20 protein-coding genes are annotated in these 24,658 nt (G+C 66.4%); 13 read left to right on the top strand and 7 right to left on the bottom strand.

Annotated features, from left to right (window positions below; all coding sequences use genetic code 11):
• Positions 1 to 264 precede the first annotated feature (264 nt).
• Entirely contained in the window at positions 265 to 2,577 is a 2,313-nt protein-coding gene (locus ACSQ25_RS02550) for an NADP-dependent malic enzyme (RefSeq protein ID WP_436104147.1), read from the bottom strand.
• A gap of 149 nt (positions 2,578 to 2,726) precedes the next feature.
• Between ACSQ25_RS02550 and thiL the strand changes: the two genes are divergently transcribed.
• The gene (gene thiL / locus ACSQ25_RS02545; RefSeq protein WP_436104146.1) at positions 2,727 to 3,689 is read left to right on the top strand and encodes a thiamine-phosphate kinase; all 963 of its coding nucleotides are present in this window, start codon (positions 2,727 to 2,729) and stop codon (positions 3,687 to 3,689) included.
• A 3-nt stretch (positions 3,690 to 3,692) separates the two neighbouring features.
• Here thiL and ACSQ25_RS02540 read toward each other — a convergent pair whose 3' ends face one another.
• Both ACSQ25_RS02540 and ACSQ25_RS02535 read right to left on the bottom strand, forming a co-directional pair.
• The gene (locus ACSQ25_RS02540; RefSeq protein WP_436104145.1) at positions 3,693 to 6,341 is read right to left on the bottom strand and encodes an EAL domain-containing protein; all 2,649 of its coding nucleotides are present in this window, start codon (positions 6,339 to 6,341) and stop codon (positions 3,693 to 3,695) included.
• A complete protein-coding gene (locus ACSQ25_RS02535; protein WP_436104144.1) occupies positions 6,338 to 8,380 on the bottom strand; it encodes an ATP-binding protein in 2,043 nt (680 codons plus the stop codon). The genes ACSQ25_RS02540 and ACSQ25_RS02535 overlap by 4 nt, the downstream gene beginning before the upstream one ends.
• Positions 8,381 to 8,824: 444 nt before the next feature.
• Here ACSQ25_RS02535 and ACSQ25_RS02530 point away from each other — a divergent pair, with 444 nt between their 5' ends.
• The 6 genes from ACSQ25_RS02530 (at position 8,825) to ACSQ25_RS02505 (ending at position 15,048) form a co-directional block, all read left to right on the top strand.
• Entirely contained in the window at positions 8,825 to 9,307 is a 483-nt protein-coding gene (locus tag ACSQ25_RS02530; protein ID WP_436104143.1) for a CinA family protein, read from the top strand.
• A gap of 23 nt (positions 9,308 to 9,330) precedes the next feature.
• On the top strand, positions 9,331 to 10,236 hold the full coding sequence (locus ACSQ25_RS02525; protein ID WP_436104142.1) for a metallophosphoesterase family protein: 906 nt from the start codon (positions 9,331 to 9,333) through the stop codon (positions 10,234 to 10,236).
• 33 nt (positions 10,237 to 10,269) lie between these two features.
• Positions 10,270 to 13,077, top strand: coding sequence for a M16 family metallopeptidase (locus tag ACSQ25_RS02520; protein WP_436104141.1), 2,808 nt, complete (start codon positions 10,270 to 10,272; stop codon positions 13,075 to 13,077).
• A 20-nt stretch (positions 13,078 to 13,097) separates the two neighbouring features.
• Positions 13,098 to 13,658, top strand: coding sequence for a lipid IV(A) palmitoyltransferase PagP (pagP, locus tag ACSQ25_RS02515; protein ID WP_436104140.1), 561 nt, complete (start codon positions 13,098 to 13,100; stop codon positions 13,656 to 13,658).
• Positions 13,659 to 13,750: 92 nt separating this feature from the next.
• On the top strand, positions 13,751 to 14,074 hold the full coding sequence (locus tag ACSQ25_RS02510; RefSeq protein WP_436104139.1) for an ArsR/SmtB family transcription factor: 324 nt from the start codon (positions 13,751 to 13,753) through the stop codon (positions 14,072 to 14,074).
• A complete protein-coding gene (locus ACSQ25_RS02505; RefSeq protein WP_436104138.1) occupies positions 14,071 to 15,048 on the top strand; it encodes a cation diffusion facilitator family transporter in 978 nt (325 codons plus the stop codon). Before ACSQ25_RS02510 ends, ACSQ25_RS02505 begins: the two co-directional genes overlap by 4 nt.
• A gap of 165 nt (positions 15,049 to 15,213) precedes the next feature.
• Here the strand turns inward: ACSQ25_RS02505 and cysK are convergent, their stop codons facing one another.
• The 3 genes from cysK to tcdA are packed head-to-tail and all read right to left on the bottom strand — an operon-like array spanning position 15,214 to position 17,640.
• Positions 15,214 to 16,146: a cysteine synthase A gene (gene cysK / locus ACSQ25_RS02500; RefSeq protein WP_436104137.1), complete on the bottom strand. Its 933-nt coding sequence runs from the start codon at positions 16,144 to 16,146 to the stop codon at positions 15,214 to 15,216.
• A gap of 28 nt (positions 16,147 to 16,174) precedes the next feature.
• On the bottom strand, positions 16,175 to 16,714 hold the full coding sequence (locus tag ACSQ25_RS02495; protein WP_436104136.1) for an FKBP-type peptidyl-prolyl cis-trans isomerase: 540 nt from the start codon (positions 16,712 to 16,714) through the stop codon (positions 16,175 to 16,177).
• A 35-nt stretch (positions 16,715 to 16,749) separates the two neighbouring features.
• Positions 16,750 to 17,640 carry a tRNA cyclic N6-threonylcarbamoyladenosine(37) synthase TcdA gene (tcdA, locus tag ACSQ25_RS02490; RefSeq protein WP_436104135.1) on the bottom strand — a complete coding sequence of 297 codons (891 nt, stop codon included), beginning with the start codon at positions 17,638 to 17,640 and terminating at the stop codon, positions 16,750 to 16,752.
• A gap of 88 nt (positions 17,641 to 17,728) precedes the next feature.
• Between tcdA and pdxH the strand changes: the two genes are divergently transcribed.
• The gene (gene pdxH / locus ACSQ25_RS02485) at positions 17,729 to 18,925 is read left to right on the top strand and encodes a pyridoxamine 5'-phosphate oxidase (RefSeq protein WP_436104134.1); all 1,197 of its coding nucleotides are present in this window, start codon (positions 17,729 to 17,731) and stop codon (positions 18,923 to 18,925) included.
• Positions 18,926 to 18,985: 60 nt separating this feature from the next.
• The gene (locus ACSQ25_RS02480; RefSeq protein ID WP_436104133.1) at positions 18,986 to 20,191 is read left to right on the top strand and encodes a class I SAM-dependent methyltransferase; all 1,206 of its coding nucleotides are present in this window, start codon (positions 18,986 to 18,988) and stop codon (positions 20,189 to 20,191) included.
• Here the strand turns inward: ACSQ25_RS02480 and msrA are convergent.
• The gene (msrA, locus tag ACSQ25_RS02475) at positions 20,184 to 20,723 is read right to left on the bottom strand and encodes a peptide-methionine (S)-S-oxide reductase MsrA (RefSeq protein ID WP_436104132.1); all 540 of its coding nucleotides are present in this window, start codon (positions 20,721 to 20,723) and stop codon (positions 20,184 to 20,186) included. The genes ACSQ25_RS02480 and msrA overlap by 8 nt on opposite strands.
• A gap of 118 nt (positions 20,724 to 20,841) precedes the next feature.
• Between msrA and ACSQ25_RS02470 the strand changes: the two genes are divergently transcribed.
• From ACSQ25_RS02470 to ACSQ25_RS02455, 4 genes are all read left to right on the top strand, one after another.
• Positions 20,842 to 21,348 carry a flavin reductase family protein gene (locus ACSQ25_RS02470; RefSeq protein ID WP_436104131.1) on the top strand — a complete coding sequence of 169 codons (507 nt, stop codon included), beginning with the start codon at positions 20,842 to 20,844 and terminating at the stop codon, positions 21,346 to 21,348.
• Between the two features lie 121 nt (positions 21,349 to 21,469).
• Positions 21,470 to 22,306, top strand: coding sequence for an SDR family NAD(P)-dependent oxidoreductase (locus ACSQ25_RS02465; protein WP_436104130.1), 837 nt, complete (start codon positions 21,470 to 21,472; stop codon positions 22,304 to 22,306).
• A 38-nt stretch (positions 22,307 to 22,344) separates the two neighbouring features.
• Positions 22,345 to 23,307, top strand: a complete 963-nt coding sequence (locus ACSQ25_RS02460) for an AraC family transcriptional regulator N-terminal domain-containing protein (RefSeq protein ID WP_436104129.1) — start codon at positions 22,345 to 22,347, stop codon at positions 23,305 to 23,307.
• A 155-nt stretch (positions 23,308 to 23,462) separates the two neighbouring features.
• On the top strand, positions 23,463 to 24,656 hold the full coding sequence (locus ACSQ25_RS02455) for an acyl-CoA dehydrogenase (RefSeq protein WP_436104128.1): 1,194 nt from the start codon (positions 23,463 to 23,465) through the stop codon (positions 24,654 to 24,656).
• Positions 24,657 to 24,658: the final 2 nt, after the last annotated feature.

Genomic DNA, 24,658 nt, shown 5'->3' with positions numbered 1-24,658 from the left:
TCTCGCAGGCCGCCAGACTCACGACAGCCGGGATTGTATCAGAGAGGAAGTGTTGTCACTCTTTCTTGCATGGAAGAAACAGCTGCAATAAATGCAACAATTATCTCGTCATTATGCCCTGAAACGGGTCACACCCGTCGCCCGCTTACTGTTTGTTACCGTTGTATTTGTGCGAAGACAAACAATGAAACTTAAAGACAAACACGCCTGATGCAGCACAAAGGGCCGCATCAGGCGTGTGTTTTCGTGCGTGTCAGTACTTACTTACCTTTGGGACACTGCATCCACAACACACAGCGCCGTCATGTTTACGATACGGCGCACCGTCGCCGACGGCGTCAGGATGTGGACCGGGCGCGCACAGCCCAGCAGGATCGGGCCGACCGCGATGCCGTTGCCGGCCGCGCTCTTGACCAGGTTGTAGGAGATGTTGGCGGCGTCGATGTTCGGCATGATCAGCAGGTTGGCGTCGCCCGTCAGCGCCGAGTTCGGCATGATCTTGACGCGCACCTTGGCTTCGATCGCGGTATCGCCGTGCATCTCGCCGTCGATTTCCAGGCCCGGCTTCATCGCCTGCACCAGCGGCAGGACTGCGCGCATTTTCTGCGCCGATGGGCTGTTCGAGGTGCCGAAGTTCGAGTGCGACAGCAGGGCCGCGCGCGGCTGGATGCCGAAGCGTTCCATCTCCTCGGCGGCCATGACGGTGATTTCCGCCAGTTCCTGCGCATCCGGGTTCTCGTTGACGTGGGTGTCGACGATGGCCAGCTGGCGGTCCTGGGTGATCAGGAAGTTCATCGCCGCATACACGTTGCTGCCCGCGCGCTTGCCCAGCACCTGGTCGATGTAGTGCAGGTGCATCTGGGTGGTGCCGTAGGTGCCGCAGATCAAGCCGTCCGCATCGCCCTTCTGGACCATCATGGCGCCAATCAGGGTATGGCGGCGGCGCATTTCGAGCTTGGCCATGTCGATGGTCACGCCCTTGCGCATGCCCAGCTCGTAGTAGGACTGCCAGTAGTCGCGGTAGCGCTCGTCGAAGTCCGGGTTGATCACGTCCACGTGCTGGCCCAGCTTGAGGCGCAGGCCGAACTTCTCGATGCGCTTTTCCAGCACCGCCGGGCGGCCGACCAGGATCGGGCGCGCCAGCTTCTCGTCGACCACCACCTGCACCGCGCGCAGCACGCGCTCGTCCTCGCCCTCGGCGTAGACGATGCGCTTGGCTTCCATCGGCGCCTTCTTGGCGACCGAGAACAGCGGCTTCATGAAGGTGCCGCTGCGGTACACGAACTGCTGCAGGCTCTCGGCGTAGGCTTCCATGTCGGCGATCGGGCGCGTCGCCACGCCGCCTTCCTGGGCCGCCCTGGCCACCGCCGGGGCGATGTGGGTCAGCAGGCGCGGGTCGAACGGCATCGGGATCAGGTATTCCGGGCCGAAGGACAGGTTATTGATGCCGTAGGCCGAGGCCACGATGTCCGACTGCTCGGCGTGGGCCAGGTCGGCGATCGCATGCACCACCGCGATTTCCATTTCGCGGGTGATGGTGGTCGCGCCGCAGTCCAGCGCGCCGCGGAACATGTAGGGGAAGCAGAGGACGTTGTTGACCTGGTTCGGGTAGTCCGAACGGCCGGTGGCGATGATGGCGTCGCTGCGCACCGCCTTCACGTCCTCAGGCAGGATTTCCGGGTTCGGGTTGGCCAGTGCCAGGATCAGCGGGTTCGGCGCCATCTTGGCGACCATGTCCTGCTTCAGGACGCCGCCGGCCGAGAGGCCGAGGAAGATGTCGGCGCCCGGGATCACCTCGGCCAGCGAGCGGTGCTCGGTCTCTTGCGCGAAGCGTTCCTTGTCCGGGTCCATCAGCTCGGTGCGGCCCTTGTAGACCACGCCGGCCAGGTCGGTGACGAAGATGTTCTCGATCGGGAAGCCGAGGTCGACGATCAGGTCGAGGCAGGCCAGCGCGGCCGCGCCGGCGCCGGAGACCACCAGCTTGCAGCTCTTGATGTCCTTGTTGACGACCTTCAGGCCGTTCAGGATGGCCGCGCCGACGATGATGGCGGTGCCGTGCTGGTCATCGTGGAAGACCGGGATCTTCATGCGCTCGCGCAGCTTGCGCTCGATGTAGAAGCACTCGGGCGCCTTGATGTCCTCGAGGTTGATGCCGCCGAAGGTCGGCTCGAGCGAGGCGATGATGTCGACCAGCTTGTCCGGATCGTTCTCGTTGATCTCGATGTCGAACACGTCGATCGCCGCGAACTTCTTGAACAGCACGCCCTTGCCTTCCATGACCGGCTTCGATGCCAGCGGGCCGATGTTGCCCAGGCCGAGGACGGCGGTGCCGTTCGAGATCACCGCGACCAGGTTGCCGCGCGCAGTGTACTTGTACGAATTGGCCGGGTCCTTGACGATCTCCTCGCAAGGCGCGGCGACGCCCGGCGAATACGCCAGCGCCAGGTCGCGCTGGTTCAGCAGGCCCTTGGTCGGGGTGACGCTGATCTTGCCGGGGCGGGGAATCTGGTGATACTCAAGCGCTGCAGCACGCAGTTGTTGACGCAATTCTTCTTTCTTGTCCGATGACGAGTCCATGCCTGGCAGCCTTCCTGATACTAGAGGGGAACCTCCAATTTTATCAGACGAACAGTTGACAAAGGCTACGTATTTTCAACAAGCAGTGGTTTGGTTTATAAGTTTATTGAATAAGCTAATTACTTTATAGGGCGTTTACAATCCGCTCCATGCTTTCCGAATTCGACCTCATCAAACAATTTTTCAAGCGCGAGCGCCCCAGCCGGGCCGCGCTCGGCATCGGCGACGATTGCGCGCTGTTGACGCCCTCCCCCGGCCGCCAACTGGCGATCTCGTCCGACATGCTGGTCGAGGACCGCCACTTCTTCGCCGGCGCCGATCCCTTCATGCTGGGCCATAAAAGCCTGGCGGTGAATCTGTCGGACCTGGCGGCGATGGGCGCGCGCCCCGTGGCCTTCACGCTGGCGCTCGCCCTGCCGGCAGCCGATCCGGCGTGGCTGGACGGCTTCTCGCGCGGGCTGTTCGCACTGGCCGACGCGCATGGGTGCGAGCTGGTCGGCGGCGATACCACCAAGGGCCCGCTGAACATCTGCATCACGGTGTTCGGCGAGCTGGCGCCGGGGCATGCGCTGCGGCGTGACGCGGCGCGGGTGGGCGACGACATCTGGATTTCGGGAACGCTGGGCGATGCGCGCCTCGCGCTGGCCGGGTATTGGAAGGAGCAGGAATTGTCCGCTGCCGATCACGCGCAGGCGGCGCAACGGATGCACATGCCGACGCCGCGCGTGGCCCTGGGCCTGGCGCTGGCCGCCCAGCCGGTGGCGCATGCCGCGCTCGATATCTCGGATGGGCTGGTGGGCGATCTCGGGCATATCCTGGCCGCGTCAAAGGTCGGGGCGACGCTGGACGTCGACGCGCTGCCGGCGGGGCCGGTGCTGGCGCGCCAGGCACCCGCACTGCGGCGCAGGTTTACGCTGGCAGGCGGGGACGATTACGAGTTGTGCTTCACGGCGCCGGCCGCGCATCGCGAGGCGGTGCTGGAGGCAGGACGGGCCACCGGCACCGCCGTCACCCGGGTCGGCCAGATCGACGCGGCACCGGGCTTGCGCTGCGTGGATGCGCAGGGGATGCCGCTTGACCTGAAGCTGAGCGGGTGGGATCACTTCAGCTGATCCTCAGGCGGCGTTCGATTTATCCGCCTCCTCGCGCGGCGTCTTGCGGTCATCGTAGGGCCCATACGTCAGCCAGTAATGGCGGAAGGCTAGCCGGATATTCTCGCGCAGCTGCAGGTCATTCCAGGGCTTCGTGTAGAAGCGGTAGATCGCCCCGCGATTGATCGAATCGAGCACCGTCTCCACGCCCGTATAGCCCGACAGGATGATGCGGATGGTGTCCGGATACATCTCCTTGACCTTGCTGAGGAACTCGGTCCCGCTCATGACCGGCATGCGCTGGTCGCACAGGATCACCTGCACCCGGTACAGCGCCAGCAGCTCGAAGCCTTCGGCCGGCGAGGACGCCGTCAGCACGCGGTAGTTGTCGCGCCTGAACATGCGGTGCAGGGCGGTCAGCACGTTGACGTCGTCGTCGACGATGAGCAGGGTCTGCACCTTGTCGTCCGGGGCCGGCGGCTGGTCGGGCTGGGCGCGGTTGTCCTGCACCAGGCGCACCAGCTCCTCGCTCGGCAGCGCGCGCGAGAAGTGGAAGCCCTGGATCTCGTCGCAGCGGTTGCGCCGCAAATACGCCATCTGCGCGCGCGTCTCGACGCCCTCCGCGATCACCTGCATGTGCAGGCTGTGCGCCATGCTGATGATGGCCAGCGCGATTGCCGCGTCGTCCGGATTGGTCACGATGTCGCGCACGAAGGCGATGTCGATCTTCAGCTTGTCGATCGGGAAGCGCTTGAGGTAGGCGAGCGAAGAATAGCCGGTGCCGAAGTCGTCGATCGCGATCCGGATGCCGAGTTCCCTCAGGCGCCCCAGCACCTCGATGGTGTGCTCGGCGTTCGACATCAGCGCGCTCTCGGTCAGCTCCAGCTCGAGCAGCCCCGGCTCGACCCTGTGGCGTTCCAGCGCGGCGCGGATCACGCCTTCCAGGTCACCCTCGACGAACTGGCGGCTCGACACGTTCACCGCGACCCGCACATCGCGTACCCCACGTGCATTCCAGGCCGCGATCTGGCGGCAGGCTTCGTCGACGATCCACTCGCCGACCCGCACCACCAGGCCGGTCTCTTCCATCACCGGCACGAACTCGGCCGGGTACACCAGCCCGAAGCCGGGACGGTTCCAGCGCAGCAGCGCCTCCACGCCCGAGATGCGGCCGGTGTTGAGTTCCAGCTTGGGCTGGTAGTACAGCACGAACTGGCCGTTTTCCAGCGCGCCGCGCAGCGCCAGCTCGAGGTCGAGGCGCGCCAGCACCTGCACGTTCATCCCGGCGGTGAAGAAGCGGTAGCCGTCGCGCCCGGCTTCCTTGGCGCGCACCATGGCGGTGTCGGCATACTTGACCAGGGTGCCCGGCTCGGTCGAGTCTTCCGGATACATGGCGATGCCGATGCTGGCCGTCAGCGCGGCCTGCTGGCCGTGCAGGTCGAAGGGCGCGCGCAGGGTCTCGCGGATGTCGTTGGCGACCGTGACCGCCTCCTGCTGGTCGCGTGTCATGGTCAGGATCAGGGCGAACTCGTCGCCGCCCAGGCGCCCGACCGTATCGCGCAGGCGCACCACCCGCACCAGGCGGGTGCTGAACTGGCGCAGCAGTTCGTCGCCGAGCGCGGTGCCGAGCGAATCGTTGATGATCTTGAAGCGGTCGAGCGTGATGCACAGCACCGCCACGCGCCAGTTCTTGTCGCGCGCCAGCTCGATCGCGTCGCGCAGGTTCTGGAAGAACAGGGTACGGTTCGGCAAGCCGGTCAGGGCGTCATAGCTGGCCATGTGGCGCATGCGTTCCTGCGCATGCAGGCGTTCGCTGATGTCGCGCGCCACCGCGATCAGCATGCGGCTCTTGCCCAGATCCTGCAGCTTCCAGCTGATCTCCACCGCCACCGCGCCCTGGCCGCCGGCACGCAGCAGCTCGGTCTCGACGATGTCGCCCGGCAGCGCGCCGAATTCCACCTTGCCGGCCTCTCCCTCGACGTCCGGCACGGCGGCATGCGCGCCCCCATGGGCCAGCGCATCGGCCGCCAGGTGGCGCTCGAGCAGCTCGCGCGTGGCCAGCCCCAGCGCCACCGGATCGATGCGCAGCAGCGCCTCGCGCGAGAAGCCGAGCATGCGGCAGGCGCCGTCCGAGACGTCCACCATCGCCATCGAGGCGGTATCGATCAGGAAGATCGCATCCGGCGTCGCATCCATCGCGCCGCGGAAACGCGCCAGTTCGGCGGTGCGCTCGCGCACCTCGCGCTCCAGCTGCACGCCGTAGTCCTGCGATTCGCGGTGCAGCAGGCGCACCTCGAGCAGGTTGCGGATGCGCGTCATGACCTCGACCGTGTCGAAGGGCTTGCCGATGAAGTCGCGCGCGCCGGCTTCCAGCGCGGCCAGCTTCTTGTCCGGTTCCGCCGTCACCACCAGCACCGGCAGCCAGGAATCGCTCTCGAGCGGCTTCAGGGCTTCCATCACGTCGAAACCGTCCATGCCCGGCATGTGCAGGTCGAGGATGATCAGGTCGAAGCGGTGTTTCAGGTGCATCGACACCACCTGGCGCGGGTCGTTGGTGCTCGAGACGTTCTCGTAACCGGTGGTCTTGAGGAGGTATTCGAGCAGCTGGACGTTGACAGGTTCGTCGTCCACGACGAGGATGCGCGCGTGACGGATGTCTTGCAGTGAAATCATTCGGCCTTCCTTTCGGCTGGTTCTGCTTTTGCGCCCTTCCCCGGAGGATGAAGCTGCGCCAGCGTACTGTTGATCGCCTCTGTGAACTTGTCGATGTCGATCGGTTTGGTCAGGTAACGGTTGAAGCCCGCCGCCAGGCCGCGCTCGATGTCGCGCGGCATGGCGTTGGCGGTCAGGGCAATGACCGGGATGGCGGCGGTGAGGGGGTCGGCGCGCAACTGCCTGAGCACCTCGATGCCGCTCATGCCCGGCAGGTTCAGGTCCATCAGGATGATCTCCGGCTGGTGCGCGCGCGCCAGCGACAGGCCGACGTGGCCATCGAGCGCCGACAACAGCCGCAGGTCGGACCGGAAGCGTACGATCTCTTCCACCAGGCGCAGGTTGGCCGGGTTGTCCTCGACATACAGGATCAGGTGCGGCTCTCCTTCATTTGGTGCGGCCTCGACCTCGGGCGTTTCGGCCGCCGCACCTTCGGTCGGCGCCGCCAGCGGCGCCGTGGTGGCCAGCTCGATCCAGAACACGCTGCCCACGCCGGGGCTGCTGCTGACGCCGATCTCGCCGCCCATCAGCTCGACCAGGCGCTTGGTGACCACCAGGCCGATACCGGTGCCCTCCTGGCTGCCGCCTTCCTGGCCGAGCCGGTTGAAGGGCTGGAACAGGCTCGCCACCTGCTCGGCATCGAGGCCGGCGCCGGTGTCCTGCACCGACAGGCGCAAGCGGTTCGGGGCCACCTGCTCGCAGGTCACCACCACGGCGCCGGCTTCGCGGTTGTACTTCACCGCGTTCGACAGCAGGTTGAGCAGGACCTGCTTCAGGCGCGTGCGGTCGGCCAGCACCACCGCCCCCGGCGTTTCCGGGAACAGCACCCGCACGCCGCGGCCGGCGGCGATCGGCTCGACCATCGTGCGCGTTTCGTGCAGGGTGTCGCTCAGCGCCACCGGCTCCATCGACAAGGTCACCGTGCCCGATTCCACCTTGGCCAGGTCGAGGATCTCGTTGATCAGGGTGAGCAGGTGGCGGCCGCTTTTCAGGATGTGATTCGCGAACTCCTTCTTCTGCTCGAGCGTCGAGGGCAGCGAGTCCGAGGTCAGGATCTGGGCGAAGCCGAGGATGGCGTTGAGCGGCGTGCGCAGCTCGTGGCTCATCGAGGACAGGAAGGCCGATTTCGCCTGGTTGGCGCTGCGCGCTTCCTCGATCGCATTGGCCAGCTCGGCGTTGGCCAGCGCCAGCTGCAGGGTGCGCTCGTCCACGCGCTGCTCGAGCTGCTCGTTGAGCCGCATGACTTCCTGCTGGGCGCGCGAGCGCTCCGCCACCTCGCGCGCGATCTCGCTGCTGGAAGTCTCGAGCTCGCGCGTGCGGCCTTCGATCTCGGTCAGCATGGCGTTGAAGGAATCGACCAGTTCCCCGGCCTCGTCGTTGCTGATGCGCGGCGCGCGGCGCGAATAATCGCGGGTGGCGACGACGTCGCGTGCGATCTCGGTGATGGCCACGATCGGCGCCGTCACCACGTGCCCCATGCGGCGCATCAGGAGATAGGCCACCCCCATCGCCAGCAAGGTCACCCCGAGCGCGATGCTGAGGTAATCGAGGGTGCGCGCCAGCAGCTGGTTCTCGGCGCGCAGGTAGACGGTGCCGAGCGTGTCGCCGTTCTCGACGATGCGCTGGTGGATGACCAGGTCCCTGGCGTCGGCGGCCGGAGCGCCGGACAGGGCCGCCGGCAGCGCGCGCGCCTCGCCCGCCGCCTGGTAGGAGGCGAACAGGTCGCCGTTGGCATCGTAGATGGCGGCGGCGCGCACCATCGGGCGGGTACGCAGCAGCGCCAGGTTTTCCTTGGCCAGGCGCGGGTCGTCGAAGGTCAGCGCGGCCGAGGTCATGTGCCCGACCAGCTCGGCCTGGGTGGCGAGGTCGTTGAGCAGGCTGCGGTGGTAGCTGCGCAGGTCGTAGACGATGATGATCGCCACCGACACCAGCAGGGCGACGAAGGTGGTCGTCATCACCGCCCTCACCAGCTTGCTGCGGATCGAGCGGCGCTGGGTCATGCGGCCTCCGGCGCGGGCCGGGCAGGCGAGCGGATGCCGCCGGCGCGGCAATGCCGGTCCATCGGCCGGAAAGCAGGGAGCGCCGCGGCAGTGCCGCAAGCTTGCGCCTTCCCCATCCGGTCACGCGCAGTTCGTTCCAGCGGCATCCAGGGTCCTACAAAAATCGAAACAATGGGCGAAACAATCGGGTGTCCAAGCTGCCCGCCGGGTAAGCGCGGCGGCGCGTACAGCATAGCTGACGACTTCGTGTCATGTCGCACGGAACTTTTCACGATTCAGTCCTCGGCCACTCGTCAATACGGGCATGCGTGGTGGGTAAAAAATGCATCTTGGTTTATGTATGTGCTTTCTGTGTCGGACGAGCACGGACCGCGCTAGAATGAAAGCGCGCCGCTTGCGTGCGCCCCATGGAACCGGACCAACCCGCACTCAAAGGAGCCTCACGTGACGAACGATATCCTAGATCTTGCTACCAAAGTTGGCCGGGCGCTCGAGGCCAAGCGCCTGGTGCTGGTCACCGCCGAATCCTGCACCGGGGGCGGCGTGTCCCAGGCGATCACCGAAATCCCGGGTTCCACCGGCTGGTTCGACTGCGGCTTCGTCACCTATTCCAACAATTCCAAGACCGAGCTGCTGGATGTACCGGCCGCGCTCATCGCGCAATTCGGCTCGGTGAGCGAGGAAGTGGCCGGCAAGATGGCCGAGGGCGCGCTGTCCAGCAGCACGGCCGACGTGGCGGTGTCGACCACCGGCATCGCCGGCCCCACCGGCGCGGTGCCGGGCAAGCCGGTCGGCACGGTCTGCTTCGGCTGGTCGCGCGGCGACACGACCTATACCGAGCGCCTGGTGTTCCAGGGCGACCGCAAGGCGGTGCGCGAGCAGACCGTGGCGCATGCGCTGCGGGGCTTGCTGCGCTTCATCGAATAATAGCAGCGCCGGAAGCTCCCGCGATGATCCGGATGGCGCCGCGCCTGCTGGGCGGCCTGGCGCTGCTTGCCGCCGCCGGGCCGGCGTTTGCCCATACCGCTGCGTACACGGTGTATGCGGCCGGCGACATCGCACGCTGCAAGCATCCCGACCCGCGCTGGTCCGGCGCCGCCGCCACCGCCGCACTGGTCGAGGGACTGCTGCGAGCCGATCCCGCGTCCGCGGTACTGACTCTGGGCGACCATACCTACCAGTACGGCACGGCGGCCGAGTTCGAACACTGCTACGGGCCGACCTGGGGCCGCTTCCGCGAGCGCACCTGGCCGACGCCGGGCAACCACGAGTACGCGACGCCCGGCGCCGCCCCCTACTTCGCCTATTTCGGCGCACGCGCGAAACCCGCGGGAAACAGCTGGTACAGCCTGCGGCTCGGCAGCTGGCTCGTGATTTCGCTCGACAGCAACCTGGAAGGCGCCGCGCATGCCGCCCAGATCACCTGGCTGCGCGAAGAGCTGGCGCGCCAGAAGGCCAGCTGTACCATCGCCTTCTGGCACCATCCGCTCTACACCTCGGGCGGGCACCTCGGCCCGGGGCGCATGCGCGACGCGTTCGCGCTGCTGCATGCGGCCGGCGCGGAACTCGTCCTGTCCGGCCACGACCACGACTACGAGCGCTTCGCGCCGCAAGATGCCGACGGCCGGCTCGACCCGATCCGCGGGGTGCGCCAGTTCGTGGTCGGTACCGGCGGGGCCTACCCCACGCCCTTCCTGCAGTTCACGCCGCACAGCGAAGTGCGCGAAGCCAGTTATGATGGCGTACTGGCGCTGCGCCTGCTGGACGGCGCCTACGAGTGGCGCTTCCTGCCGGCCGACCCGGGCCGCGTGCCGGCCGGCGCCACGCTCGACCATGGACGTGGAAGCTGCCACTGAGTCGATCCGGCGCCGTCACCAACGGAGCACCCCATGAAATTCTTCCGGCTCCTTGTTCTTATCCTGATGATGACTACCCTTGCCACGCCTGCCGGCGCCCCATCCGTCCAGGCGCCACTGCCCACCGTCGCTTTTGAAAAAACCGTGCTGGCCAACGGCCTGCAGCTGATCCTGGTCGAAGACCGGCGCCTGCCGATCGTGGCCGTGAACATCTGGTACCACGTCGGTCCGGCCAACGAAGTCCCCGGGCTGACCGGCTTCGCCCACCTGTTCGAACACATGATGTTCTCGGCGACGCGCCACATCCCGCGCGGCATGGCCGACCGCCTGCTGGAGGGTGCGGGCGCGACCGACAGCAATGGCGGCACCGGCTACGACAGCACCAGCTACTACGACACCGTGCCCTCGAACCAGCTGGAGCTGGCGCTGTGGGTGCACGCCGACCGCATGGGCTACCTGCTCGACGTGCTCGACCAGAAGGCGCTCAGCAACCAGCAGGACGTGGTGCGCAACGAACGCCGCCAGACCGTCGAGGACGAGCCCTACGGCCTGGTGGAGGAAGCGCTGGCGCATGCGCTGTTCCCCAAGGGCCATCCCTATCACGCCTCGATCATCGGCTCGCATGCCGACATCCAGAACGCGAAGCTGGACGACGTGCGCCAGTTCTTCGCGCGCTACTACGGGCCGAACAACGCCAGCATCGTCATCGCCGGCGACATCGATAAAGTGAAGACGCGGGCCCTGGTCGAACGCTATTTCGGCAGTTTCAAGCGCAGCCCGCTGGTGGCCCGCCCCAGCGTGGCGACGCCGCCGATCACGGCCGAGCGCCGGGTCGTCGTGCACGACCGCGTCGAGCTGCCGCGCGTGTTCATGGGCTGGCTCACGCCGCCGGCCTTCCAGCCCGGCGACGCCGAGCTGGCGGTGGCCGCGGAAATCCTGGGCGGCGGCAAGGCGAGCCGTCTGTACAAGAAGCTGGTCTACGAGCGCCAGATCGCGCAGGAGGTGGACGCCAGCCAGAATTCCCAGGGCCTGGCCTCGACCTTCATCATCGACGTCACCGCGCGTCCCGGGGTCGAAGCGCGCGAGCTCGAAGCGGCGGTCGATGCCGAGCTGAATCAGCTGCGCGAGCACGGTCCCTCGCAGCGCGAAGTCGAGCGCGCCCGCAACAGCATCGAGACCGCGCTCCTGAGTTCCATCGAAAAGCTCGGCGGCGACGGGCTGGCGGACCAGCTGAACCACTACAACCTGTACACGGGCGACCCCGGTTACCTGGCCAAGGACGTCGAGCGCCTGCGCCGCATCACCCCGGCCGACGTGCAGCGCGCCGTACGCACTTACCTGCGCAATCAGGCCCGCGCCGTGGTCACCGGCCTGCCCGGCAAACCGGTGATCGACGATCCGCGCCTGCCGAAGGCGAGGGGTAGCGGCAAGACGGCGCCGATCGGCGCGGGGAGCAATACCCCCGAACCCTGGCGCGCCAAGCAGCCGAAGGCCGGCCCGGCGCCGCACTTCACGCTGCCCGAGGGCGAGTCCTTCAAGCTGGCCAACGGCCTGACCGTGATCCACCACCACAAGCCCGGCCTGCCCCTGGTATCGAGCCAGCTGGTGGTGCGCAGCGGCAGCGCCGCCAATCCCGCCGCCCTGCCCGGCCTGGCCGGCTTCACGGCGCAGATGCTCGAAGAAGGCACGGCCACGCGCAGCGCGCCGCAGATCGCCGACGAGATCGCGCAGCTCGGCGCCTTCCTGGAGACCGGCAGCGGCGCGGACGCCTCCACCGTGTCGCTGCTGGCGCTGCGCGCGACCTTCGCCCAGGCGCTCGACGTGATGGCCGACATCGTGCTGCGTCCGGCCTTTCCGACGGCGGAAGTCGAGCGCCAGCGCGCCGACCGCATCGGAGAACTGATCCAGCAGCGCGACGATCCCGAAACCGTGGCGGCGGTGGCCGCGCTCGGCGCCCTGTACGGCAGCCGGCACCCCAAGGGCTATGGCCAGCTCGGCACCGAGCCGGCGATCCGCGCCGTGACGCGCGACGACCTGGTGAACTTCTGGCGCCGCCACTACGTGCCGGAGAATGCCGCGCTGGTGGTGTCGGGGGACATCTCGCGCGGCGAGCTGAAGGCGCTGGTGGAAGCGCGCTTCGCGGCCTGGCCGCGCGCCGAGGCGCCCGAGGGCGGGCCGGGCGAGCCGGCGGGCACGGGCGCACGCCTGGTGCTGGTCGACCAGCCGGGCGCGGTCCAGACCGCGCTGCGCGTGGCCGCCATCGGCGTGGCCCGCGATACCGCCGATTTCCCGGCGCTGCAAGTGATGAACGGCGCGTTCGGCGGCATGTTCTCCAGCCGACTCAACAACAACCTGCGCGAGACCAAGGGGTATACCTACGGTATCCATTCTTACTTCCGCTACGACCGTACGCCGGGGCCCTTCGTCATCGCCGGCAGCGTGCAGCGCGATGCCACCGGCGCTTCGGCGCGCGAGATCTTCCGCGAGCTGGAGGCGATCCGCAGCACGCCGCTGCCGCCCGCCGAGCTGGCGGCAGCCCGCGACGCCCAGGTACTGTCGCTACCGGGGGCGTTCGAGACCAATGCCGACATCGGCGCCAGCCTGGCCGAGATCTTCGTCTACGGCCTGCCGCCGGATTACTACGCCCGCCTGCCCGCCCAGCTGGCCAGCGTCACCGCGGTGCAGGCGCAGGCCGCGGCGCGCAAGTACCTGGTGCCGGAGCGGATGGTCGTGGTGGCCGTGGGCGACCGCAAGCGGATCCTGCCGCAGCTGCAGCCGTTGGGGCTGGGCGAGGCGGAAGTGCGCGACAGCGATGGGCAGTTGCCGCGCCGCGCAGAGTAAATATGCCTCGGTCAGTCTCGATGAACCGACTGTTGCTTGCCGTGCTTCTCGCCATGAGTGGCACAGCGCAGGTGTTCGCCGCAGAATCAGAGACGAACTCTTCGTTCAAAAGCGCCGTCGTTTCAGAGTTCGCACGCATCTGGAATGAGGGCGATACCGATATTTATCTGCCGCTGCACACGCACCACATCCGGCGCGCTTACAGCCCAGGGATGGTGGCGTCCTTCAACGAGAACACTTACGGCCTGGGCTATGGCCGCAGCTTCAAAGATGCACAGGGCGGATGGCACGGCCTCTATGCGATGGCTTTCAAGGATTCGCATTTTAAAGTTGAGCCGGTTGTGGGCTATGCCCGGCTTTATCCGCTTGCCCGAGTGGGCGAAGCATCATTTCATGTTGGGTACACTGCATTCATTACGGCACGCCATGATGTGAGGCGCTACCTGCCGATTCCCGGAGCGTTTCCCTTGATGTCCGCTGAAGTCGGCCGTCTATCGCTCATGACAGCGTTCACGCCGGGTAGACGGAATAAAGGCAACTTGTTCTTCATTTTTTGGAAGTACACCTTGCCTAAGTGGTAATCCGGATGCCAGGGATCATTCAACATGTCATCGGCACTTGCCGGACGCGAGCATTTCGCATAACATGTGAACAAGTCTTCACATGTTAAATAATGAACAATCTCGAATCCGTCTACGCCCCGGGTGCCGTGGAAGAGCTGGCGGACCTGTTCCACCTGCTCGGCGACGCCACCCGCCTGCGCATCGTGCTGGCCTGCCTGGCGCAGCCGACCGCGGTGGGCGACATCGCCACCTCCCTCGACCTGTCCAGTTCACTGGTCAGCCACCACCTGCGCCTGCTGCGCGCCGCCCGCATCGTCAAGGCCGAGCGCCAGGGCAAGCAGGTCTTCTACTCGGCCGCCGACGCCCACATCAGCAGCCTGCTCTCCAACATGTTCGAGCACATCGCCGAACCAGCCAACGGAATCGATGCATGAGCCACGACCACCACCACGATCACGATCACCATCACGGCTTTGGACACCACCATCACCCCATGCCCGACCCGGCCGGCAACGGCCGCGCCTTCGCGCTGGCGATCGGCGTCAACGCGCTGTTCGTGGCCATCGAATTCGTATACGGCTTCATCGCCCACTCCACCGCGCTGATGGCGGACGCCGGCCACAACCTGTCCGACGTGCTCGGCCTGATGCTGGCCTGGGGTGCGGCGGTGCTGGCCAGGAGCGCGCCCAAGGGCCGCTACACCTACGGCCTGCGCGGCTCGTCGATCCTGGCGGCGCTGGCCAACGGCCTGCTGCTGATGGTGGCCTGCGGCGCCATCGCCTGGGAAGCGGTGCAGCGCTTCGCCGAGCCGGCGCCGGTGCAGGGCATGACGGTGTCGATCGTCGCGGCGATCGGGGTCGTGATCAACGGCTTCTCGGCCTGGCTGTTCATGGCCGGCAGCAAGGGCGACCTGAACGTGCGCGGCGCCTACCTGCACATGGCAGCCGATGCGGCGCTGTCGCTGGGCGTGGTGATCTCGGGGCTGGTCATCATGGGCACCGGCTGGACCTGGATCGATCCGGCGGTGAGCCTGCTGATCGTGCTCGTGATCGTGCTCGGCACCTGGTCGCTGCTGCGCGAATCGGTGCAGCTGTCGATGGCGGCGGTGCCGCCCGGTATCGATGTCGGCGCGGTGCAGGGCTACCTGGCCGCCCAGCCGGGCGTGAAGGAAGTGCACGACCTGCACATCTGGGCGATGAGCACGACCGAGAACGCGCTGACGGCGCACGTGGTGATGCCGGGCGGCTATCCGGGAGACCGGGTGCTGGACGAGATGGTGGCGAAGCTGAGGAGCGATTTCGGGATCCACCACTGCACGCTGCAGGTGGAGGAAGGGACGACGCATCATGATTGCGCGCTGGAGGGACATGATCATGATCACGACCATGATCATGCGCATGCGCACTGAAGGTTCGCGGTAACGGGACGCGACGAACTTGGGTCCCGGCCTTCGCCGGGACGACGTGCTCAGGGTGCGGGCTAAAAGGTGGAACCGTCTCTACCCACCTGCTCTAGAACGTCGTCCCGGCGCAGGCCGGGACCCAATGCTGAAGAGCAGTGATAGCGCCAGCGTTTAGCCCGCCAGGTTGGCGTACAAGGCCGTACTCAAATACCGCTCCCCAAACGAGGGAATGATCGTCACGATCATCTTCCCCGCATTCTCCGGCCGCTGCGCCACCTGCATCGCCGCCCACAGGGCGGCGCCCGACGAAATCCCGACCAACAGCCCTTCCTCGCGCGCCGCGGCGCGGGCGGTTTCGAAGGCGTCCTCGTTCTTCACGGTGATCACTTCGTCGTAGGCGCCGGTATTCAGCACCGCCGGCACGAAGCCGGCGCCGATGCCCTGGATCGGGTGCGGACCCTTGGTCCCCTTGGACAGCATGGGAGAAGCTTCCGGCTCCACGGCGATCGCCTGGAAGCCCGGCTTGCGCGCCTTGATCACTTCACTGACACCGGTGATGGTGCCGCCGGTACCGACGCCGGCCACCAGGATGTCGACGCGGCCGTCGGTGTCGCGCCAGATTTCCTCGGCCGTGGTGTTGCGGTGGACTTCCGGGTTGGCCGGATTGTTGAACTGCTGCGGCATGAAGCAGCGCGGATCGGAGGCCACCAGCTCCTCGGCACGGCGGATCGCGCCCAGCATGCCTTCGCTGCCCGGCGTGAGCACCAGTTCGGCGCCGTAGGCGCGCAGCAGCATGCGCCGTTCATTGCTCATGGTCTCGGGCATCACCAGCTTGCAGCGGTAGCCGCGCGCGGCGCACACCATCGCCAGCGCGATGCCGGTGTTGCCGCTGGTGGGTTCGACGATGATGGTATCCGGCTTGATCATCCCGGCCCGCTCGGCGGCCTCGATCATGGCCAGGCCGATGCGGTCCTTCACGCTGTGCGCGGGATTGTGGAACTCCAGCTTGCCGAGGATCTCGGCGCCTGCCTTCGGCGCCAGCCTGCGGATTCGTACGAGAGGAGTGTTGCCGATCAGTTCAGTAACGTCGTTCGCGATGCGCATGCCGGTCTCCGGTGAGTTGACTTTGGACTTACTTCACGTTCATCAGTTCCACGTCGAAGATCAGGTCGGCATCGGGCGGGATCATGCCGCCGGCGCCGCGCTTGCCGTAGGCCAGCGCGCTCGGGATGATCAGGGTGCGCTTGCCGCCGGTCTTCATGCCCTGTACGCCCTGCTCCCAACCCTTGATGACCATGCCGGCACCGAGCTGGAACTCGAGCGGGTCGCCGCGGTCGAGCGAGGAATCGAATTTCTTGCCGCGCTGCTTGGGCGCCAGCGGCTTGTGCAGCCAGCCGGTGTAGTGGACCAGGACCTTGCTGCCGACGGTGGCTTCCTTGCCCTTGCCGACCACGCGGTCGATGATCTCGACCTGGGGCGGCGGCGGCACCGGGATCGCCGGCTCGGCTTGCGGCGGGACGCTTTGCGGCTGGGTGGCCTGCGGCACGGTCTGCTGCTCGGGCGCAGGCTGGGTGGTGGGCTTGGAGGCGTCCTGCTGCTGGGCGGCGGTATCCTGGGCGGCAGCAGCGGTGGCCACCAGCATCAGGGCGGCGAATGCGGTACGACGGATCATGTGGGCTCTTCCATCAAAGTGATCAATAACTGATCCTATGATAGCAAGGCCTCTTCCGCTTGCACAGTTTGCATGTGAGCAACAGGTTTGGCCTCGGCCAAGGTCTCGGCATTTGCGGCGTCCGCCAGCTTGCGCAGCAGGTGGCCGGCCGCCACCATGCCGAAGGTGGCCGTGACCACCATGCTCGAGCCGAAGCCGGCGCAGTTCAGGCCGGTGATGCTGTTCGGATCCACCGCGCAGGCATCGCCGCTCTCGGGATAGCGCAGCGGTTCCATCGAGAACACGGCGTCGATGTGGTACTTGTTTTTTTCGCCCTTGGCGAAGCCGTACTGGGCGCGCAGGATCTTGCGTACCTTCTTCAGCAGCGGCTCCTGTTCGGTGCGGGCCAGGTCGCGTATTTCGATCTTGGTCGGATCGGTCTGGCCGCCGGCGCCGCCGATCACGACCAGCGGCAGCTTGTTGGCGCTGCAGTAGGCGATCAGGGCCGCCTTCGACTTGACGCCGTCGATGGCGTCGACCACGTAGTCGAAACCTTTACCGGCGATCATCGTCTCGATGTTCTCCGGATCGATGAAGTCCTCGACCAGGGTCACCTGGCAGAACGGGTTGATCTGGGCGATGCGCTGCTTCAGCGCCTCGATCTTCGGCATGCCGACGGTCGAGGTGAGTGCCTGCAGCTGGCGGTTGATGTTCGATTCGGCCACGTTGTCGAGGTCGATCAGGGTCAGGTGGCCGACGGCGCTGCGCGCCAGCGCCTCGACGATCCAGGAGCCGACGCCGCCGACACCGATCACGCAAACGTGCGCCGCACGGAAGCGTTCGAGCGCACGCTCGCCGTAGAGGCGCGCAATCCCGCCGAAGCGGCGCGCAAAGTCGACTTCGTCGTCCAGGGAGGCTGCAAGAGTGGGGGTGTCAGTCAGATTCATCCCGCCATTTTAACGGACCTCGCTTGCGCGTCTGCACTAAAATAGCTCCTAGTCAATCAAATTCTTCTCGTGTGTCAACAAAACGCCAATGACTCTGAACCTCCACGACACTGCCCCCGATTTCGACCAGCCGATTGCCGTCCTCAAGCATTGCCACGGACGCATCCGCAAGCAGCTGGCGACCCTCGACAAGCTGCTCGCCCACCTGCCTGAATTCGGCGCCGACGAGCAGGCGCGCCAGGCGGCGCGCGCGGTGCTGAACTACTTCGAGAAAGCGGCCCACCTGCACCACGACGACGAGGAACAGGACCTGATCCCGATGCTGCGCGCGGTGGCGCAAGGCGACGACGCCGCCACGCTGCAGGCGCTGGCGCCGGTGATCCTGCAGGACCACAAGGAGATGGACGCGCTGTGGCAGGATTTGCATGAGCAACTGAGCGCCATCGCGGAGGGCCAGGCGGCAAGCCTGTCGGCCAGCGCGGTACAGCGTTTCAGCCAGCGCTACCTGGCCCACATGGAGCGCGAGGAAAGCACGATGGCGCCGATGGCGCTGCGGCTGTTCAGCCCGGAACAGATGGCGCAACTCGGCAAGGCGATGCAGCGCCGGCGCGGCATCGGCGCCGAGGCCAGCCCGCCGCCCTCGGTCGGCCAGGCCGTGGCCGACCTGCGCAAGGATTACGGCCAGGCCAGCCTGAACGAAGACGAGGTGCTGGACGACCCGATGCTCCAGTTCACCCAGTGGTTCGAGCAGGCCCTGAAGGCCGAGGTGAACGAGCCGAACGCCATGTCGGTGGCCACGGTGGCCGCCAACGGCCGCCCGAGTTCGCGCATCGTGCTGGTCAAGCAGTTCGATGAGCGCGGCTTCACCTGGTACACCAACTACGACAGCCGCAAAGGCCAGGAGTTGGAGGATAATCAATACGCAGCTTTGTTATTCTTTTGGAGCGAACTCGAACGTCAGGTTCGCATCGAAGGACGAGTAGAGCGCACCTCGAGCGAGGAAAGCGACCGGTATTTCCGCAGCCGGCCGCTGAAAAGCCGCCTGTCGGCCATCGCCTCGCACCAAAGCGCTCCGATCGGCAGCCGTGCCGAGCTGGAACAGAATTACGAAGCCGTGGCACGGCAGGCCGGTGAAGAACCGGCGCGTCCGGAAAACTGGGGCGGTTTCCGCCTCGTGCCCGAGCGCCTGGAATTCTGGCAGGGACGCCGCTCCCGCTTCCACGACCGCATCGTCTACGAGCGGCAGGAAGACGGCAGCTGGACCCGCCTGCGCTTGCAACCTTAGGCCGGCTACCGCGCAAGCGGTTCATCACGCGCATGCCGGCCGTGAATGCCGGAGGTAGCCGTGTTCGAACAGATGATGCTGTCGGCCTGGAGTGCGGGCCTGCGTGACAAACTGTCCCTGCCCTTGCGGGTCGAGCTCTGGGACGGCCGGCAAATCGAGTTCTCGCCGGATCCGCGCGTGACCATCCGCGTCCCCGACCGCTCCGCCCTGCGCTACCTGCGCTCGCCCTCGCTGTACAACCTCGGACGCGCCTACGTCGAGGGCGCGATCGACATCAAGGGCCGCGCCGCCGACATCATCAACGTCGGCAATACCCTGGCCGCCAGCCTCGACAAGGGACGCAGCCGCCTGGGCGAGCTGCTGCGCCGCGCTGCCCCGCACACCCGCCAGACCGACGCCGAGGCGATCCGCTACCACTACGACGTCTCGAACGACTTCTACGCGGCCTGGCTCGACCCTGGCATGGTGTATTCCTGCGCCTACTTCGAGAACGGCAGCGAAGACCTGGCCACGGCGCAGCAGAAGAAGATCGACCACATCCTGCGCAAGATCGACCTGCGGCCCGGCCAGCTGCTCCTCGACATCGGCTGCGGCTGGGGCGCGCTGGTGCTGCGCGCCGCGCAGGCCTTCGGCGCGCGCTGCATCGGCGTCACGCTGTCGGAGAACCAGGCGGGGCTTGCGCGCGAGCGGGTCGAACGCGCGGGCCTGCAGGGACAGGTCGAGATCCGCCTGCAGGACTACCGCGACGTCGACGGCGAGTACGACCGCATCACCAGCGTCGGCATGTTCGAGCACGTCGGCGTGCAGCAACTGCCCGGGTATTTTTCACGCCTCAACGGGCTGCTGGCGCCGGGCGGCGTGGCGATGAACCACGGAATCACGACCACCAATGTCGACAACGGCGCCACGCCCTATGGCGGCGGCGAATTCATCGACCAGTACGTCTTCCCGCACGGCGAGCTGGCCCACCTGTCCACCGTGGTGCGGGCGATGCAGGAAGGCGGGCTGGAAGTACGCGACGTCGAGAACCTGCGGCGCCATTACGCCAGGACCTGCGCGCTCTGGACCGACAATGTCGAGAACAACGCCGAGCACATCCGGACGCTGACGGACGAGAAGCACTTCCGGATCTGGCACCTGTACCTGGCCGGCTGCGCGTATGCCTTCGCGCATGGCAGGATCAGCCTCTACCAGATCGTGTGCGGGAAGGCGGATGGGAGTGTGGAACAGCTGCCGTGGTCGCGCCGTTACATGTACCCTACTTGAGGCGCTCGCTGAAGGTCTTGCGGAACTTTGCCACCTTCGGCGCCACCACGAAGGCGCAATATCCCTGCAGCGGATGCTGCGCGAAATAATTCTGGTGGTAGTCCTCGGCCTTGTACCAGGTCTCTTGCGGCAGCAACTGGGTCACGATCGGCGCGTCCCACACCGCCGCCATCTCGGCCATCACCTTGCGCGCCGTGGCTTCCTGCTCCGGCGAGGTGGTGAAGATCACCGAGCGGTACTGGGGACCGACGTCGTTGCCCTGGCGGTCAGGCGTGGTCGGGTCGTGGATCGTGAAGAAGACCTCGAGGATGTCGCGGTAGCTGATCACGGACGGGTCGAACTCCACCCGCACCACCTCGGCGTGGCCGGTAGTTCCCGAGCACACTTGCTCGTAGGTCGGGTTGACGACTTGGCCGCCCATATAGCCCGATTCCACGCGCGTCACGCCGCGCGCTTCCAGGTAGACCGCCTCCAGGCACCAGAAGCATCCGCCGCCCAGGATGGCTACCTCGCTCCTTGATTGCTCGCTCATCGCACACCTTGGTTCGTCAGTTTTGATGGTACTTAATGTAACGCAAAGCAGGCTTTCTTGCAGTGAATGCAGGATGCGGAACCGGCCAATGCCCCGACAGTGGCATAATGGCGGTCCAATGAATACACGTGCTCCCCGCGCCACGACGCGCGGTTTCGATTCGGCGCATTTTCGCCATGCGCTGTCGCAATTCGCCACCGGTGTCACCGTCATCACCACGCGCCTTGCCGACGGCTCTTTCCGCGGGCTGACCGCCAGCTCCTTCAACTCGGTCTCGCTCGAGCCTCCGCTCGTCCTGTGGAGCCTGGGGGCCGGCGCCAACAGCCTGCCCATCTTCAGCGGCAACTCGCACTACGTCATCAATGTGCTGGCCGCCGGCCAGCAGGAACTGGCGCTGCGCTTTTCGCGCCGCAGCATCGAGAATCCCTTCGACGGCGTCGACTACGAACTGTCGCGTACCGGCCAGCCGATCCTGAAGGGCGTCTCGGCCTGGTTCGAATGCCACAACCGCAGCCGCTATCCCGAAGGCGACCACGTCATCTTTGTCGGCGAAGTCGAGGAATGCGCGGTCCATCCGCAGTCGGCCCTGCTGTTCCACGGCGGACGATTCGGCGCAACCGAATAGGACTGCATCCGGCGAGGATCGCGCCAGTTGTCGGATTTTCAGGCAAGTCCAGCCGCCAGCCGCGCCTTACCATTCTCTTCACCTCAACGCCGCTCCCAGCGGCATAACCTGGAGAAGAGAAATGCCTAAAGTCTGGTTCATCACGGGCGCCGGTCGCGGCATCGGCGCAGAAATCGCCCACGCAGCCATCGCCGCCGGCGACCACGTCGTGGCGGCGGCCCGCAGCCTGCAACAACTGAAGACCAGCTTCGCCTCGGTCGACCCGGCCCGGGTCGCGCTGGTCGAGCTCGACGTCGCCAGGCAGGAACAGGCGCCGGCCGCGATCCAGGCCGCCGTCGCGCGCTTCGGCCGCATCGACGTGCTCGTCAACAACGCGGCCTACGGCCTGCTGGGCAACTTCGAGGAATTGTCCCCGGCCGAGATCGAGCAGCAATTCGGCGTCAACGTGTTCGGCGTCATGCACGTGCTGCGCGCCGCCCTGCCGGTGCTGCGCAGCCAGCGTGCCGGCCATGTCATCAACATCAGCTCGATCGCCGGCGTCACCGGCTTCGACGGGGCCTCGGTCTATTGCGCCACCAAGTACGCGATCGAGGGCCTGTCCGCCTCGCTGGCGCTGGAACTGGCCAAGTTCGACATCAGGCTCACCACCGTCGAGCCGGGCTTCTTCCGCACCGACTTCCTCGACCAGTCCTCGGTCCGCTACGGCCAGAAAGTGATCGAGGACTATGCCATGCACGGCTCGGTCGAGAACGCCTATGGCGCCTACCACGGCAAGCAGCTGGGCGATCCTGCCAAACTCGCCGCCGCCGTGCTGCGCTTGGCCGGTATGGAAAATCCGCCCAGGCAATTCCTGGCCGGCAGCGATGCACTCGTCATGGCGAGGACAGCGATCGACGCCAGGTTGAGCGAGCTGAACGGCATGGCCGCGCTGTCGTCCTCGACCGACCACGCCTCCTGAGCGCCTTGGGGTGGACTGGTGTATCCTGCGATCGAGCCATGAACTCGCCCCAGTTTCCCATCCTCGCCGGCGCCCAGCCTGCCATGCAGCCAGCCACGCCGCTCGCGCGGCTGGCGCGGCTGCTTGCCGCCAACGCGCCCCAGGACGGTTCCTTCGAGACCTGCATTCCCGGGGTACATGCCATCCGTGCCTCCACCAGCAGCGCCGAGCTGGTGCACGGCCTGCACCGCCCTGCCCTGTGCATCGTGGCCCAGGGCGCCAAGACCGTCATGCTGGGCGAGGAGTCCTACGAGTACGACCCGTCGCGCATGATGATCTTCTCGCTCGACCTGCCGATCGCCGCCATGATCCGGCAGGCCAGCGTGGCGGCTCCCTACCTGTCCTTTCGTCTCGACTTCGACCAGGAACGCCTGGCGGAATTGATCCTGAAAGCCTACCCGGACGGGGTGCCGGCCGTCGCCGACAAGCGTGCCGTCTATGTGGCGCAGGCCGGCGAGGCCATTGTCGATGCCGCCGCCCGCCTGGTGGCCCTGGCCGGCCAGCCCGAGGAAGCCGCCCTGCTGGCGCCGCTGGCGATCGACGAAATCGTGCTGCGCCTGCTGCGCGGCCCGTTCGGCGCCCGCCTGGCCCAGCTCGGGCGGATCGAATCGCACCGGATCGGCAAGGTGGTCGACTGGATCCGCCGCCATTACGACCAGCCGATCCGCATCGAGCACATGGCCGCGCTGGCGCACATGAGCGCCTCATCGCTGCACGAGCATTTCAAGTCGCTGACCTCGATGAGCCCGCTGCAATTCCAGAAGACGCTGCGCCTGCAGGAAGCGCGCCGCCTGATGCTGTCGAGCGGCATGGATGCCGGCCTGGCCTGCCAGCGCGTCGGCTATGCCAGCCCCTCGCAATTCAGCCGCGAGTACGCGCGCCATTTCGGTTCTGCGCCGACCAGGGACATGCTGCGCCTGCGCAATGCCGGCCTGGCGCAAGCGGTATCTTTTACACAATGAAGCAGGGCTTGCCAACCGGGCAAAAATGAAAATGCCTGTCGCAGATTCAAAAGATGCGGCGCTGCGTCATTCCTATAATGGGCAGGCTATGGCGCGCCCCAGGGACGGGTGCACGCCTTCGTTTTGTGAAAAAACCCACCGAGACAGGAAGATCCATGAGCCATTCCGATTCGCCCCGCAAAGCCGCTTTCCACTGGGATGACCCGCTGCTGCTGAACAGCCAGCTGACCGACGAGGAGCGCATGGTGCGCGACGCCGCCGCGGCCTACAGCCAGGACAAGCTGAAGCCGCGCATCCTCGAGGCTTTCCGCCACGAGCGCATGGACAACGCGATCTTCCGCGAGATGGGCGAACTCGGCCTGCTCGGTCCGACCATCCCGGAACAGTACGGCGGCCCCGGTCTGAACTACGTGGCCTACGGCCTGATCGCGCGCGAAGTCGAGCGCGTCGACTCCGGCTACCGCTCGATGATGAGCGTGCAGTCCTCACTGGTGATGGTGCCGATCTATGAGTTCGGCAATGAAGAAACCAAACAGAAATACCTGCCGAAACTGGCCACCGGCGAATGGATCGGCTGCTTCGGCCTGACCGAGCCGAACCACGGCTCCGACCCGGGCTCGATGGTCACCCGCGCGCGCAAGGTCGAGGGCGGCTACTCGCTGACCGGTTCCAAGATGTGGATCACCAACTCGCCGGTCGCCGACGTGTTCGTGGTCTGGGCCAAGGACGATGAAGGCGCCATCCGCGGCTTCGTGCTGGAAAAGGGCTGGAAGGGCCTGAGCGCCCCTGCCATCCACGGAAAGTTCGGCCTGCGCGCCTCGGTCACCGGCGAGATCGTCATGGACGAGGTGTTCTGCCCGGAAGAAAACGCTTTCCCGGAGGTGCGCGGCCTGAAGGGCCCGTTCACCTGCCTGAACTCGGCGCGCTACGGCATCGCCTGGGGCGCGCTGGGCGCGGCCGAAGACTGCTGGCACACCGCGCGCCAGTACGTGCTGGACCGCAAGCAGTTCGGCAAGCCCCTCGCCGCCAACCAGCTGGTGCAGAAGAAGCTGGCCGACATGCAGACCGAAATCACCCTCGGCCTGCAGGGCTGCCTGCGCCTGGGCCGCATGAAGGACGAAGGCACTGCCGCCGTCGAGATCACCTCGATCATGAAGCGCAATTCCTGCGGCAAGTCGCTGGACATTGCCCGCACCGCAAGGGACATGCTGGGCGGCAACGGTATCTCGGATGAGTTCGGCATCGTGCGCCACATGGTCAACCTCGAAGTGGTCAACACCTACGAAGGCACCCACGACATCCACGCGCTGATTCTCGGCCGTGCCCAGACCGGCATCGCCGCGTTCTGATC

The sequence above is a fragment of the Massilia sp. LjRoot122 genome (genome assembly GCF_964252725.1).
Lineage (GTDB): Bacteria > Pseudomonadota > Gammaproteobacteria > Burkholderiales > Burkholderiaceae_D > Telluria.
The sequence above is the reverse complement of the archived record's forward strand: the minus strand, read 5'-3'. Positions and strand labels throughout refer to the sequence as shown.